Here is a 13609-nt window from a genome sequence, read left to right on the forward strand (position 1 = left end):
GACGACGCAGGCATCAGGGCAAGGGACCTCTAGTGAGCCAATCGGCTAGACGCAATCACCAAGGCAAGAACAGACGGACCACGCTCTGCCGATCACCCGAGGCTTGTTGTTGATGTTGTTCAGATGTTCGGTAGTTGTTGTCGTGGCGCTCTTCGCTTCACCTCTTATCGCAGCGGAGTTGGTCGGCCGGGCAACCGTGACCGATGGCGACACCATCACTGTCGCGCAGAAACGTATCCGCCTGTGGGGTATCGATGCACCGGAAAGCGCGCAGCAATGCACCAGCAACGCTGGCAGCGCATGGCCTTGCGGCCGACGTTCGGCTGCCGCACTGGATGGCTACCTGCTCGACAAGACGGTTCGCTGCCAACCCAAGGACACCGATCGCTATGGACGGATCGTGGCCGAGTGCTATGTGCAGGGGCAGTCGGTCAACCGCTGGATGGTGCAATCCGGTTGGGCGGTGGCCTACCGCGAGTACGCCACCGCGTTCGTTGCCGACGAGCGCAACGCGCAGCAACAACGGCGTAACCTCTGGGCCGGCAGCTTTCAGATGCCTGCTGATTACCGACGCGGCAAGCGCACGCAATCGGCACAGCGGGCTCAGGCCGCAGTGCAGACGCAAACGCCTGCGCACTGCGCCATCAAGGGCAATATTTCCAGCAAGGGCAGCAAGATCTTCCATATGCCCGGGCAACGCGATTACACGCGGACCAGCATCTCACCTGCCAAGGGCGAGCGTTTTTTCTGCACAAGCCAGGAAGCGATCAATGCAGGCTGGCGACGCGCGGCGCGCTGATGGCTGGCAAGGTGTGCGATCCAGCGTCGAGCAGCTGATCGCGACGCCTGTCGATCCTGCTGGGGTGTTTTGGTCAACCAACCCAGCGCGGCGCAATCACCACACCTGAAACATGCACATGCGCCGCAAGGTGTGAGCTGCGTGCTGACCGTCACGCCAAGAGCGGCTGACAAAACATAGCCAACGTTCGTCGGTGCTATGGACGAGGGACTCTGAACCCCAAGCGTAGGAGTGATGCCGATTCCGAGCACCGGGCGCGCCCGCCTGACGGCCGCGCAGTAGTTCTGTTGGCCGCTCTAATGCCCGACAAAAGCCTCGATATTCTGCACCAAGCTGCGGCGTGTGTAGGGCTTGCTTAAAAACGTCGTCCGGCTGGGTAACCCATTGGGGGAATGCCCCAGACCCGATGTCAGGATCGCCGGCAGATTGTTGCCATCCGCGCGCAGATACGAAATCAGGCCGTATCCATCCAATAGCCCCGGCATCTGCAGATCGGTAAAAACCAGCGCAATCGCCGGGTGCTTATCGATATGCTCCAGCGCGCCCTGCGCATCGGTTGCGGTGACGACCGCATAACCGCTCTCGGTCAGCAGCAGCGTGGCCAACTCGAGCGTGTCAGCATCGTCCTCGACGACAAGAATCAGTTTTTCGTTTGTAGAGCCCATAAAGCAGGTTTTCTGAGGATGCATGCATCACACTACGTTTCCCACGCGAAAAACACGTGATCGATTTGAGAACCATGAACAGCACGCAGGACTTTCCCGACCATCGCTACCGACAGGTCGTCGAGCTGTCGCTGGATTCCATCAAGGAAATTGCCTTGGACGGACGCGTCAGGTTCGTCAACGCGCATGGTCTGGCGCGTGTGGCGTTTGTCGATGCCGCCTCTGTGGTGGGTCTGCCCTGGGTGTCGTTATGGCCGAAGCGATTCAGGCCGCGCGTGCGGCAGGCGCTCGCTGCTGCCGAGCGCGGCGAGTCGCAGCAGTTCGAAACCGAATGTACGAATGCAGACGGGCAGCTCCAGAGCTGGTTGGTGTCGACAAGCCCGCTGCGTAACGCGGATGGCCGGATCGAGGGGGTGCTGGCGGTCAATCGCGACATCACCGAACGCCGGCAGTCGCAACTGGCACTACGCACGCTCAACCAGACGCTGCAGGCCCGCACCGAGTCTGCAATCCATCACGTTGAGCCTGCTGCAGCGGCGACGCACGACCAAGTACGTGCAGAGGCGCATTCTCCAAGCATCGAGGTCGAGCTGGATATTGCACGTGCCGCGCAGCGCCTGGCCAAGCGCGTGGCCGAGCGAGCGCAGGAGGGTGAGGCTGTGGGGCAACTGTTGGCCGGTGTCGTTCACGACCTGAACAACGTGCTGCAAACTGCGGGCGCTGCCATCGATGTGGTTCAGTCGCGCGGCGCCCTTGGCGAAGCGGATCAGAAGATTTTGCGCATGGCAGAGACCGCTCTGCAGCAGGGCTCGGTCATGGCGCAACGCCTGCTGGGCTTCGCGCGCAAGCATCCTTATGCTCCCGAACGCGTCGAGCTCAATGCGCTAGTCGCGCGCCTGCTGCCCCTGCTTCAACAGGCGGCAGGCGCTGCGGTATCGGTCGAGTGGGAGACCACGACTTGCGACAGTGCCGTACTGGCGGATCCACACACGCTGGAACGGGCCTTGTTGAACCTGGTGATCAATGCGCGCGATGTCTGCGCGGTGCGTGGCAGGGTCTGCATCACGGTGGCGACGCGGACGCTAGCAGATGTGGATGCTGCCGGTCGTCGCGCCGGCGATTATGTCACCCTCTCTGTCCAGGACAATGGCAGCGGCATTGCACCGGAGATCCGCGATCAGCTGTTCGACGCCTACTTCACCACCAAACCGGCAGGCAAGGGCACCGGGCTGGGCTTGGCACAAGTGGATGGGGCGGTCAGGCAGGCCGACGGCTATATTGAAGTGCAGTCGATGCCAGGGCAGGGCGCCTGTTTCACGCTTGGCTTCCCGGCGGCGGAGCCGACTGGTTGCTGACATCAGCGGTGACGGCGACGCCTAGATACTCTCGAGAATACCTAGCGGCGTTACGGTGCATCTGCCCATCCATTGTCTGGCATAGTGGTGCGCGGCAAGTTGCGTGTCGAATCGCATCTCGCGCCTGTGCCCATACAAGGTGATCCCATCGTCGAACGACACCAGAATCTCCGGGAAGAAGACGCCGTCCAACGGAACCGTATGTGCAGTCAATCGATAACGACCAATCTGCCGGAACATCGTGGAGTCCATCATGACCTCGGTAGCGGTAATGGCCGGCTTGAAGCGATTGCATTAAGCCGAGGAGCAATTGCACCCTGATCGCTATGTTTTCGATTTGCAAGCAGCGCGGATAATGATCTGCAGGTAGCCTGGAATCGGAAGAGCACAATCGCGGTGGTTTATGCACAGCCCGCTTATGCAAATAAATGCGGGCTCCAAAGTCGCGATTGCTTGTCGCGCCGAAACGATTGAGCAACGGCAGTGGCGGGGTTATCTGCGATGTTTCCGCGGGGCGTTCGTCTCCAGCACCGGCCATCACTACGTGTGCTTGTTGCTGGACACATCTGACGATGTACCCGATGGCTAGACCTGACGCTCCAGTACCGGCTCGCCAGCCAGGACGGCCATTTCCAGGCGGGCCAGGTGATCGCTGAATCCGCCGCTCGCGCGGGCAATACGGCGAGCGCTGGTATTGACGACCGGCTTGACCAGGCGGGCAATCTGCATGCCTGCGCGCTCCAGCGCCGAAACCAGCGCCACGTCTTCGCTGCACTTGAGCGCAGAAAAACCACCGGCGGTCACGTACGCAGCCACACTCATGCCGAGATTGGCGCCATGCACATGCGGATGCCCGTCGCGGCGGATTTCCTTGGCCAGGAAGGCCTGCCGTGTTTCGGGACGGAAATCGTGCCAGTCGGTCACCTCCACCACGCCGCAGAACACATCCGCCGCGCAATCGAGCTGCGCCGAAAGCCAGTCCGGCGGCACGCAGGTGTCGGCATCGGTAAACGCAAGCCAGCGTGCCCCGCGCGCAATCGCGGCCGATGCCGCCGCTGCACGGGCAATGCCGACACCGCCTGCGGTAGTGACGGTTCTTGCGCCGTGCGCGCGTGCAATTGCGCCGGTGCCGTCACTGCAGCGGTCGAGCGCGACATGGATTTCCACGCGCTCTCCCGCCAAATGCGGGTGCGCGGCTGCCACCAGAATGGACTGCAGGCACTTGCCGATCAGATCCGCTTCGTTATGCGCCGGAATGGTGACCGCGATCATCGCAGCTGCTCCTGTTGCGCAATCGACGGCCCGGACATCCAGGCCTGCAACACGAAGTCCGCATCCTGGTAACAGCACAGCGTGTCCATCGCCAATGCCTGGTTCAGCGCGCTGTGGACCTGCTCGGCGCTGCGCAACGCGCCATCGAAGTCGTGCCGCCAGTGACATGCCACAAGGCAGCCGTTGGCGGTGAGCGAGCGGGCGAACAACGCCACGGTTTTTTCGAAAGCTGCGGCGTCCAGGTAATACCCCACCTCACTGAAGACGATCAGGTCGAACAGCTCTTCCGGCCAGTCCGACGGATGCGCGGCCTGCTGCAGCGTGACCGCAGGCAGTGCCTGCAGCCGCACGCTCGCCAGCTCGACCGCCTGCTGCGACAGATCCGTCGCCAGCAGCGTGTCACAGCGCTGCGCCAGCTGCGCGGTCAGCTCGCCATTGGAACAGCCAAATTCCCAGCCACGCGCGAACCTCGGATAGGGCAGGGCACCGAGCAGGATGTCGCGCTTGCGCTGCTCGTACCAGCGCGAGCGATAACCGAACGGGTCTGCATCGGCGTACATCTGCTCAAAGTGCTCAACGCTCAGCGCGGTCATCGGATGAAGACCTCGAACGGCCGCGCAAAGCGCTCCAGCACCGGCGGCGGCAGAATCGGCTCTGCAACGGGTGGCGTGCAGTGGCCCAACTGGGTGGCAAAGCACGCAATGGCGCGCTGCTTGGCACTCAGCACTGCGGGCGATAGATCGAAGCGCACGGCAGCGCCATCGGCAAATACCCCATCTTCCGGACGCGACCAATGCCACGCCCATACCGGATATTGCAGACGCCGCGCCGACTGCGCCTTGCACGCGGCATGGGTCGCACGCGATGCGGCTTCATGATCCGGATGGCCATCGCGCTCCCAGGTCACCAGCACGGTGTCATGCGCAGTGATCAGATCGCCGAGGACCTGTGCCATGCGCGCTTCGCATGCCGCCAGCGCGCCATCGCCCAGTGCGAGGTGGGTCGATGCGCCAGGCAATACACCCAACTGCTGCACGGCGGCATCCAGTTCAAGGCGCCGCGCCGGGCCCAGCACCTGCGGCTGCCAGCCGGGTTCGTCGGGGTAGGCCTGCTCCCCATCGGTCAGCGCGACGATCATTACCGGTACGCCTGCGGCACGCGCAGCGGCTATCAACCCGCCACATCCAAGCACCTCGTCGTCCGGGTGCGGTGCCACCACCACCAGGCGCTGGCTACCTTGCATCAGTTGCGACAGCGTGACGCGTGGCAGCTCGCTCAGGTACGGCGCGGAGCGCCATGCTGTTTCCGGCGTGCCTGTGCCCTCGATGGGCTGCCCGGCTAGATCTTCCAAGGCGATGTCTCCTGTTGGCATAACTCGCCCAGCGCCTGCAGGTCGCGTTCTGCGTGATGCTGCCGAATGAACACCGACAGGTCGGCGCAACGCTGCGCATGTGCGCGGTTGCCGCACAGCGGGCCTGGCCCCAACGCACGCGCAACCCGATCCAGCGTGTCGCGCGCCACCGCTTCGACCACGCTGCGTACCTGCAGGACGCCACGCAGATGTGCCTGTTCCGGCTGCGCGTCGATGCGCGTTGCCAGCTGACGCAACAACGCAGCTGCAGATGCCAGGCCTGTATCGATGGCGCCCAGATGCGCGGCGGCATGCGGATCCTTGCTCACACGCGCAGAGGCACGCAGCACATCGGCAACCGCAACGGTGGCGCCGAACCAGCACGCGGCGATGCCGGCACCGCCGTGCCAGAATCCAGGTCGGGTCAAGTACGCATCACCTGCGCCAATCTGCCGCGCTGGCGTATCGGAGAAGCGAACATTGGCCGTCTCGATGCCTTGCATGCCGACTGCCTGCCACGCACTGCTGTCGATCTGAATGCCGGGCTGATCCAGCGCCACGGCAAACAGGCAACTGGCGCCTGCATGGCGCGTCGTCACCAGCGCATGCGTCACTTGGGCGGCACCCGAACACCATGCCTTGGTGCCGTTAAGCACTTGTCCGGAAAAACGCATATCCGAGCCAGGCGGCTCGGCCGCCCACACCGCCCAACGCTGGGTCGGCGTGATGAGGTCCACACCCAGATCGGCACAGATGGCTTGCGCGTCGTAATGCGCTTCCAGGAACTTGGCCGCGCACAGGTCGTCTGCCGCGATATCGGCAAGCGTCTGCCAGCGCCCCAGGGTGCGACCACGCCCGGGAAGTGGCAGCGTCGGATGTATGTGTAGCCACTTGTCCGCAATCGACTGCTTGAGTCCGTCGGTGCGGGCTGAGCCCGTGTGCGATGCAAAGGCAAGGGTGTGCGATGAAATACGTGCGCTCATCGGGCCACGCTAAGCAGCGCAAGGTGCAAGGGGTGTGACGCGTGACAACGGTTCTCGACGTGAGAAGCGAACAGAAGCGCAAGGAAATCACTGCAACTTGCTGCGCAAATCGATATTCAGAAGGCAACCGCGGCCCTGCCGCAGCCCGACGACGCGAGCGCATTCTCGGATCTGGATGGCGCTGCGCCCACCGCCGATTGGACGGTGCATGCCGGCGCGTCGATCCTGGTGCGGCCCGACGGCCGCATCGCCTTCTGCAGCCATGCCGATGCGCCGGAACGTCTGCACGTGGATTGCAGGCATGTCTTCGGCCAGGCGACAGAGGACGCTGCAAGTTACGCCTGCCGTGATCGGTTTCTCCCACCGCACGATGGCGCTGCGCAGGCGGGCACACCGGGAACGCTGCTCCCGCTTTGCTAGGATGCGCGCACATGCTATCCAGGAGGCCAAGCGCATGACGCCCACAGTGTTTCCCGAGCCCGAGCTGTTCCTGCCGCAGCGTGGCGAGCCAGCGTTGCGGTGGGGAGTGCTGGGGCCTGGAGCGATCGCCTCGGCGTTCGTGAGCGCGCTGCGCCGCCATACCGGGCAACGACCATTCGCAGTGGCCTCGCGCACGCGTGCGCGTGCCGAGGCCTTTGCGAGCACCTGGGCGATGCAGCGCGCCTATGACAGCTACGAGGCGCTGGTCGAAGACCACGATGTCGACATCGTCTATATCGCCACCCCGCACAGCGAACATCTGCAGCAGGGCTTGCTGGCGCTGCGCGCGGGCAAACATGTGTTGATCGAAAAGCCCATGACCACCTGCGCCGACGATGCACGCGTGCTGGTGCAGGAGGCGCGGCAGCGCGGTCTGTTCCTGATGGAAGCCATGTGGAGCCGCTACCTGCCGCATACCTCGGTGCTGCGGAAACTGCTGGCCGATGGCGCGTTGGGCGAGCTTCGCCATGTGTTCGCCGATCTGAGCCAACGCGGCCCTGACGATGCGACGCACCGCCAGCGCAATCCTGCGCTCGGCGGCGGCGCGCTGCTGGACCTGGGCGTGTATGCGGTGCAGTTCTCTTCGATGATCCTGGGCGCACCGACCGCGATCACGACCACCGGCGCGCTGACCGACACCGGCGTGGATGCCTTCTCGACCATGGTGCTGTCGCACGGCGGCACCGCGCAATCCACGCTGATCAGTTCCATCGTGGCCCGCAGCAGTTCCACCGCCTATGTCACCGGCAGCCAGGGCCGCATCGACCTTGCCGGCGAGTTCCACAACCCGACAGCGCTGAGCCTGGTCGGCAGCGACCACGCCGGCACGCCCGCAGTGTGGATGGATCCGACCGGAATCAGCGGCTACGGGGGCCTGTCGTGGCAAGCGACAGCCGCGGCGCGTTACATCGGGGAAGGGCGCAAGGAATCTCCACTCCATCCGCTGGATGAAGTGATCCAGATCATGACCACCCTGGATGCGGCGCGGGCACAGCTGGGGTAGCGGGCGGGGCGTCTGCAGCAGCCAAGGCGCGCTGGCAGAAGCGGCGTACGATCATGCACCCTGTTCACCGCCGCATTGCCAATGCAGCAGGTATTGCAGCTGATGCGAGCCCGCCTGTCTGCCAAGTTGCGCAGGCGAGCGACGATCAACGCGTAGCGTGCCGCAATGCGGTTTTTCACTAACAGGAAGGGATCGACGCTCTTCAAGCGCCGCCCGACGCGCAGGGCCGGCCGCAGCAAAAACAAAGCCCCGCGTCTGCGGGGCCTTGTGGTGATCTATGTGCTCGATGCGCGATGGACGCGCTTCGGCACTGCCAGGCGCGTTGTGTTGGCCGCGCTTAGGGCAGATCGCATTTGATTTTCGCGTCGACATAATAGGGCTTTGGGACGTCCGGGTTCTTGCTGGTCCTCTCGAACACCACCTCGAACGAATCCAGATCCACGGTACCGTTGCGCGACTTGCAGGCGTCCTGCAATTTCTGCTTTACCGCCGCGATACCCGCGTCGCGATTGGCGCCATCGGCGCTATTGGTCAGATTGGCGATCTCGGCAAATGCAGGCGAACTCAGACCCAGCAGGCAACCGACAGCCATAAGCGTGTGCAGCTTCTTCATACAGTCTCCTTTGCGATGTCTATGATCTTCCGGAGGCATGGACGACAACGGCGATCGATATTCAGCGCAACAGAGCGCCGCGTGCGGTCCAGCCCGGCGCAGCATAGGCCGGGCGGGTTAAGGCCTCGTGCACGTGCTCGTACCTGCGGTAATGGAGCACTTTGGCGCATGGGTCGGTTGCAGATGCGCTCAGCGCTCAAACGCAAACGGCCCGGACGAGCCGGGCCGTTTGCGATGCCGCAGATCAGAACTCCTGCCAGTCGCTTGCATCGTGCGAGGTGCCTGCAGCCACTGCGCGTTTCGCTGCAGGTGCCTGGCGTGGCAAGCTTTTGACGGCGGCGGGCCGGCCGGCAATCTCGCTGAGCTTGGCCGCAACCGGCGGTGCCGGCCGCGTGGTGCGCGTGCTGCCCTCGCTGATCTTGAACACCGATACCGCCTGTGTCAGCTGCACGGCCTGCTCTTCCATCGAGCGTGCGGCGGCGGTGGCTTCTTCCACCAGTGCGGCGTTCTGCTGCGTGGTTTCGTCCATCTGCGTCACGGTGGTATTGACCTGCTCGATACCGGCCGACTGTTCCTGCGACGCCGCGGAAATCTCGCCCATGATGTCGGTCACGCGCTGCACGCTGGCTACGATCTCGGCCATCGTGGCGCCTGCGGTATGCACCAAGGTCGAGCCTTCGGCGACCCGCTCGACCGAATCGTCGATCAGGCTCTTGATCTCCTTCGCCGCAGCGGTGGAGCGCTGGGCCAGCGTGCGCACTTCCGATGCCACCACCGCAAAGCCGCGGCCCTGTTCGCCGGCACGTGCCGCTTCCACCGCCGCATTCAAGGCCAGGATGTTGGTCTGGAACGAGATCCCGTCGATGACGGAGATGATGTCGGCAATCTTCTTGGACGAGGCCTCGATACCGGCCATGGTGCCCACCACCTTGCTCACGATCTCGCCGCCCTGCGATGCCACGCCTGCCGCACCGATTGCCAGTTGATTGGCCTGACGGGCGTGTTCGGCATTCTGGCGCACGGTGGAGGTCAGCTCTTCCATCGACGCGGCGGTTTCTTCCAGGTTGGCGGCCTGCTGTTCGGTACGCTGCGACAGGTCCTGATTGCCGGCAGCGATTTCGCTGGCGGCAGAATTGATCGACACGGCCGAGTGCTGGATACGGCCGACAATCTCGGCCAGCTGCGCGGCAGTGGCGTTGGCATCATCACGCATCTGCGCGAAAACGCCCTTGAAGTCGCCGGTCATCCGCGCGGTGAGGTCGCCTGCGGCGATGGACCGCAGCAGCGACGACAGCGATTGCAGGTTGCCGTCGGCAGTGGCCATCAACTGGTTGAGGCTATCGACCATCACATGGAAGTCGTACTGGAAACGCTCGGCATCGCCGCGTGCGCTGAAGTCGCCGTTGGCTGCGGATTGCGCCAGCTGCTTGATCTCGCGGTTCATCGCGGACAGGTTGGCCTTTACCTCGTCCATGGTCTGCGTCAGCACCGCCTTCTCGCCGGGCAGGCGGTCCATGCTCTCGCTGAGGTCGCCGATGGCGTAGCGCCCCATGATGCGTGCCAGGTTGGTCTGCACCGCCAGATGCGACGCCACCAGCGTATTGGTGTCCTTGGCCATGCGGCCGTAGTCGCCAGGAAACGCCGCAGCATCGATGCGGAAACTGGTCTGGCCATCATCGTGTCGCCTGGCCATGTCGCTCTGCGCGTCGAGCAAGGATTGCAACTGCTTCTGCATGCCACGCATGGCACGCAACAGGCGGCCGGTTTCATCCTTGGCGTCGCTTTCCACGTCGTTGTCCAGCTGGCCGTTGGCAATCGCCTCTGCGGCGTTGGTGGCGCGTGCAAGCGGCTGGGTCAGGCTGCGGGTGATGAGCCAGGCGAGCAGGCTGCTGATCACCACCACGGCAATGCCACCGAAGATGATCAGCAGCTTGCCGCGATTCATCGACGCTACCGCATCGGCATAGGCTTGCTGGCTCTGGCCTTCCTGACGGGTCACCAGTTCGCGGATCTTGTCCTGCCACGCCATCGTCGCCGGGCGTGCCTTTTCGCTGAGCAAGGCTTGCGCAGGCGCGTTGTCGTTTTGAGCGGCAAGCGCCATGACCTGGTCGTTGATCTTGCCCGAGATGGCGCGTCGCGCGTCCATCTCGGCGCGAATCTTGCGACCTTCCTCGGAGCTGGGCAGCGTATCGAGCTTGGCCCGCAGGTCGTTGTAGCGCTGGCGCTGCGCCTTGATGGTGGCCAGCGCTTCGTTGTTGAGTTCGTCGCTGGTGGCCATGGCATAGGTGCCCAGCGCGATCAGGATCGATGAGTTGGCATCCAGCATGCCGTTGCCGATCTGGATCTTGGCCATGCGGTCAAGCACGATGAAATCGAATTGCTGTCGTGCTTTGGCCATGGTGACCAGGCCGGTTGCCACCAGCAGGCCCGACAACAGAATCAGGATGCCGAAGGCGACGCCGAGACGGCGCCCGACGTTATAGCGTTGCAAATAGGCGGTCATGCGGGTCGTCCTGATGTCCAGTGGGTGGCACCGGCGGCAGGTCGCGTGATGTTCGCGTGAATGCCTCGGCAACGTGATAACGACGCAAAAATCGGAAACTTGAACCAATCATCTCGGCTCGTATTTAGCGTGCGTTTTTATTCACGCCGGTCAGGAAAAAACCGACTGGCAGCGCGACGACGTCAGCACGATACTGAAGACGCTGCTCGCATCCGCGCTGCTCTTGATGTCTGGTCTGTGCCGATTGACAGGCAGCCGCTGCATGAATGACCCATCCAATCATTCCGTCGTCGGCGGCGCGCAATGCAGCGTCCAGCGCAAGCGTTGCTGGCGCGATGCGCATCGATCTGCCGCTGCGTCGCCTGGCCGGCATCTTGTGTCTGCACGCAGTGTCGGCAAAGGCGAACTCGCAAGGACGTCGGCAACGTTGCCGGCACGCCGGAAGAAACGTGCCAGCGCGGTTGCAACGGTTGGCACCATCGTCGCTGGTGTCAGGCATGCGCGCTGGCCGGTGTCTCGATACGTTGGTCAGTCGGCGCTTCCGCTCCGGATGTCATGTCGTGCCATCACCGGCTCACTCCGCCACCACGTCCCAAGCGTGATCATGGTCGGCATGAACAGCAGTCAGATCACCGCGCGAACGATCACGGTCACCCCGGCAAGCACCGCATCAGCCGGCAGCGAGGTGGTAGTGCAGTTATCGGCCAGCCCGGACCCGCGCTGGCAGGCGTGTTTCCATTTCGTCGTGCAAGGCCGCGATGGCTTCTTCCTGCAGGGCAGGCCGGTGTTCGACAACGCAAGCTTTCACGGGATCTTGCAGGCCGGGCAAGCCGAGGCCTTCCGCCAGGAACTGCCGGATCTGCTGGTATCGGCCAGCGCGCTCGCACGCGCGCAGGTGAACAAGGACGCAGCGCGATAAGCATGTTGCTTCAGCAGTAGGAAGTGCTCAGAGAGTCGTGTTCGGTCGCGGGTACTTGGTGACCAGCCCGAAATAGCGGTGGTACGGCGAGGCTGTTTGTATGCACGACCGCCGGGCATCCATACGCCGTGAACAAGATCGCTACTGCACAGCTCGAACGCTGCTGCACGTGGCACCTAGCACTACAGATCGAGTGCCATATCCCAGCGCTCCAGTCCGGGCGCATAGCCATCCACCGTCACTTGCTGCACCACAAAGCCGAAGCGGGCGTAGAACAGCCGGGTATGTTGACTGGTATCCAACAGGACACGCCGGACATCCGGCATCTGGCGCAATGCTTCAAGCCGGGCCAGGAGCAACTGCGTCCCCACGCCGCAGCGGTGCAGGCGCGGGTGGACCATGCCCCAGCACAAGCTCGCCGTTGTGCCATCGCCGCCGATTGCGTAGCCGGCGCAGCCAGCGACAGCGTTGCCGCGCTCTAGCAGTTGGTAGTGCCACGCCGCGGCGTGATGGCTCAGGAAGCCGGCGAAGTCGGCACGTTCACCGGCGCTGAAGAACACCGGCACATTCGCATCGAAGAGCGCCATGCAGGCGTCGAAGTCCCGAGATTGATACGGCCGAATCGTGTCCATCTGCATAGTCTGCCCCAGACGCGCAGGTGCCATGTAGCGGCATGACATCCTGCCCCGTGATCGCCACGCCTGCCGCGCCACCTGCGCTCAGGCCCGGGCCGTCGCCTCGCGCACGAAGTCTTCGTAGGTGCGCAGCGGACGCCCCAGCATGGCCTGCAGCTTTTCTATCGCGCCGTCGGCCGCCTGCATGCCGTGGGTCTGGATGCCGGCCATCATCAGGCGCATGTCATAGGCCAGCCAGGAGGGGCCGTAGGCGGCCATCTGCGCTTCGAAGGCAGCCACGTCGTCGCCCGCGTAGGCGATCTCGCGCCCAAGCGCCGCACTCCAGACCTTCGCGGCGGAAGGGCCCGTCACTGCATGCGGGCCGACCAGTTCGAGCGTGACACGCTCAAGTGCGGCGGGTGCGCGGTCGCGGCGCAGCAACTCGGCAACCGCGATGTCGGCGATGTCGCGCGCATCGATCATGGCCACACCTGCCGAGCCGATCGGCATCGGGTAGACGGCGTACTGTTGAATCGTCTGCTGGATCATCGCTTCGTTCTGCATGAAATACGCCGGGCGCAGAATCGTGGCAGCAATATCGAGGCTTTCGATCATGCGCTCGACCGTGTGCTTGCCGGTGAAGTGCGGCACGTTGGTGAACCTGTCGGCATGGATCACCGACAGGTACACGATGCGCTCGATCCCTGCTTCCTTGGCAAGATTCAAGGCGATCAGCGCCTGCGTCACTTCGTCGGGAGTGACCGCATTCAACAGGAACAATGTGCGCACCGACGACAACGCGCCGCGCATCGACGCGACGTCGGTGAGGTCTGCGACCACTTCGGTGACACCGGTCGGGAAAGTGCGCTTGCCGGGTTGGCGAACCAGTGCCTTGACCTTGGCGCCTGCGTCGGCCAGGCCCTGGGTGATCAGAGAACCGATGGTGCCGGTGGCACCGGTAACGAGAATGCTCATGTGAATCTCCTGCTATGGATGAAAGAGGCGTCAGTGCGACATGTCCGCTGCGCTTGGCGTTGCGGTGACGAGACGAT

The 13609-nt window shown here is 63.7% G+C and carries 14 protein-coding genes; 4 read left to right on the forward strand and 10 right to left on the reverse strand.

The annotated features are described in order from the left end of the window. The first annotated feature begins 112 nt into the window (after positions 1-112). Positions 113-799 (forward strand): thermonuclease family protein, encoded by a 687-nt coding sequence (locus DYQ94_RS17040; RefSeq protein ID WP_102256752.1) that lies wholly within the window; start codon positions 113-115, stop codon positions 797-799. Between the two features lie 296 nt (positions 800-1095). On the opposite strand, the gene DYQ94_RS17045 is transcribed toward DYQ94_RS17040, so the two are convergent. After that, positions 1096-1488 carry a response regulator gene (locus tag DYQ94_RS17045; protein ID WP_372358761.1) on the reverse strand — a complete coding sequence of 131 codons (393 nt, stop codon included), beginning with the start codon at positions 1486-1488 and terminating at the stop codon, positions 1096-1098. Between the two features lie 50 nt (positions 1489-1538). Here DYQ94_RS17045 and DYQ94_RS17050 point away from each other — a divergent pair, with 50 nt between their 5' ends. Continuing rightward, entirely contained in the window at positions 1539-2819 is a 1281-nt protein-coding gene (locus DYQ94_RS17050) for a two-component system sensor histidine kinase NtrB (protein ID WP_126966735.1), read from the forward strand. A 585-nt stretch (positions 2820-3404) separates the two neighbouring features. On the opposite strand, the gene DYQ94_RS17055 is transcribed toward DYQ94_RS17050, so the two are convergent. The 5 genes from DYQ94_RS17055 to DYQ94_RS17075 form a co-directional block, all read right to left on the reverse strand. Continuing rightward, the gene (locus DYQ94_RS17055) at positions 3405-4091 is read right to left on the reverse strand and encodes a glycosyltransferase family 2 protein (protein WP_102252124.1); all 687 of its coding nucleotides are present in this window, start codon (positions 4089-4091) and stop codon (positions 3405-3407) included. Continuing rightward, entirely contained in the window at positions 4088-4684 is a 597-nt protein-coding gene (locus tag DYQ94_RS17060; RefSeq protein ID WP_126966736.1) for a class I SAM-dependent DNA methyltransferase, read from the reverse strand. The genes DYQ94_RS17055 and DYQ94_RS17060 overlap by 4 nt, the downstream gene beginning before the upstream one ends. Beyond that, a complete protein-coding gene (locus DYQ94_RS17065) occupies positions 4681-5442 on the reverse strand; it encodes a PIG-L deacetylase family protein (RefSeq protein WP_126966737.1) in 762 nt (253 codons plus the stop codon). The genes DYQ94_RS17060 and DYQ94_RS17065 overlap by 4 nt, the downstream gene beginning before the upstream one ends. Beyond that, positions 5430-6425, reverse strand: coding sequence for an acyl-CoA dehydrogenase family protein (locus DYQ94_RS17070; RefSeq protein WP_184429139.1), 996 nt, complete (start codon positions 6423-6425; stop codon positions 5430-5432). The genes DYQ94_RS17065 and DYQ94_RS17070 overlap by 13 nt, the downstream gene beginning before the upstream one ends. A gap of 87 nt (positions 6426-6512) precedes the next feature. Further along, positions 6513-6728 (reverse strand): hypothetical protein, encoded by a 216-nt coding sequence (locus tag DYQ94_RS17075; protein ID WP_024939951.1) that lies wholly within the window; start codon positions 6726-6728, stop codon positions 6513-6515. 151 nt (positions 6729-6879) lie between these two features. Here DYQ94_RS17075 and DYQ94_RS17080 point away from each other — a divergent pair, with 151 nt between their 5' ends. Beyond that, positions 6880-7908 (forward strand): Gfo/Idh/MocA family protein, encoded by a 1029-nt coding sequence (locus tag DYQ94_RS17080; RefSeq protein ID WP_126966738.1) that lies wholly within the window; start codon positions 6880-6882, stop codon positions 7906-7908. Between the two features lie 337 nt (positions 7909-8245). Here DYQ94_RS17080 and DYQ94_RS17085 read toward each other — a convergent pair whose 3' ends face one another. Then, positions 8246-8521, reverse strand: a complete 276-nt coding sequence (locus DYQ94_RS17085) for a hypothetical protein (RefSeq protein ID WP_024939953.1) — start codon at positions 8519-8521, stop codon at positions 8246-8248. Positions 8522-8765: 244 nt separating this feature from the next. Beyond that, positions 8766-11024, reverse strand: coding sequence for a methyl-accepting chemotaxis protein (locus tag DYQ94_RS17090; protein WP_160954727.1), 2259 nt, complete (start codon positions 11022-11024; stop codon positions 8766-8768). A gap of 613 nt (positions 11025-11637) precedes the next feature. Between DYQ94_RS17090 and DYQ94_RS17095 the strand changes: the two genes are divergently transcribed. After that, positions 11638-11943: a hypothetical protein gene (locus DYQ94_RS17095; RefSeq protein WP_065031404.1), complete on the forward strand. Its 306-nt coding sequence runs from the start codon at positions 11638-11640 to the stop codon at positions 11941-11943. Positions 11944-12125: 182 nt separating this feature from the next. Here DYQ94_RS17095 and DYQ94_RS17100 read toward each other — a convergent pair whose 3' ends face one another. Continuing rightward, positions 12126-12575, reverse strand: coding sequence for a GNAT family N-acetyltransferase (locus tag DYQ94_RS17100; RefSeq protein WP_260286628.1), 450 nt, complete (start codon positions 12573-12575; stop codon positions 12126-12128). Positions 12576-12662: 87 nt separating this feature from the next. Beyond that, positions 12663-13532 (reverse strand): NmrA family NAD(P)-binding protein, encoded by an 870-nt coding sequence (locus DYQ94_RS17105; protein WP_160954726.1) that lies wholly within the window; start codon positions 13530-13532, stop codon positions 12663-12665. Between the last annotated feature and the right edge of the window lie 77 nt (positions 13533-13609).

Source organism: Xanthomonas sp. LMG 8993, assembly GCF_009835065.2.
Classification (GTDB): domain Bacteria; phylum Pseudomonadota; class Gammaproteobacteria; order Xanthomonadales; family Xanthomonadaceae; genus Xanthomonas; species Xanthomonas arboricola.

Excerpts from the sequence above, each read along its gene's own strand:
- DYQ94_RS17050 (WP_126966735.1), top strand. The coding sequence starts at position 1,539 with ATGAACAGCACGCAGGACTTTCCCGACCATCGCTACCGACAGGTCGTC.
- DYQ94_RS17040 (WP_102256752.1), top strand. The coding sequence starts at position 113 with ATGTTGTTCAGATGTTCGGTAGTTGTTGTCGTGGCGCTCTTCGCTTCA.
- DYQ94_RS17055 (WP_102252124.1), bottom strand. The coding sequence starts at position 4,091 with ATGATCGCGGTCACCATTCCGGCGCATAACGAAGCGGATCTGATCGGC.
- DYQ94_RS17105 (WP_160954726.1), bottom strand. The coding sequence starts at position 13,532 with ATGAGCATTCTCGTTACCGGTGCCACCGGCACCATCGGTTCTCTGATC.
- DYQ94_RS17100 (WP_260286628.1), bottom strand. The coding sequence starts at position 12,575 with ATGGACACGATTCGGCCGTATCAATCTCGGGACTTCGACGCCTGCATG.
- DYQ94_RS17045 (WP_372358761.1), bottom strand. The coding sequence starts at position 1,488 with ATGCATCCTCAGAAAACCTGCTTTATGGGCTCTACAAACGAAAAACTG.
- DYQ94_RS17070 (WP_184429139.1), bottom strand. The coding sequence starts at position 6,425 with ATGAGCGCACGTATTTCATCGCACACCCTTGCCTTTGCATCGCACACG.
- DYQ94_RS17085 (WP_024939953.1), bottom strand. The coding sequence starts at position 8,521 with ATGAAGAAGCTGCACACGCTTATGGCTGTCGGTTGCCTGCTGGGTCTG.
- DYQ94_RS17075 (WP_024939951.1), bottom strand. The coding sequence starts at position 6,728 with ATGCCTGCAATCCACGTGCAGACGTTCCGGCGCATCGGCATGGCTGCA.
- DYQ94_RS17060 (WP_126966736.1), bottom strand. The coding sequence starts at position 4,684 with ATGACCGCGCTGAGCGTTGAGCACTTTGAGCAGATGTACGCCGATGCA.
- DYQ94_RS17090 (WP_160954727.1), bottom strand. The coding sequence starts at position 11,024 with ATGACCGCCTATTTGCAACGCTATAACGTCGGGCGCCGTCTCGGCGTC.
- DYQ94_RS17095 (WP_065031404.1), top strand. The coding sequence starts at position 11,638 with ATGAACAGCAGTCAGATCACCGCGCGAACGATCACGGTCACCCCGGCA.
- DYQ94_RS17080 (WP_126966738.1), top strand. The coding sequence starts at position 6,880 with ATGACGCCCACAGTGTTTCCCGAGCCCGAGCTGTTCCTGCCGCAGCGT.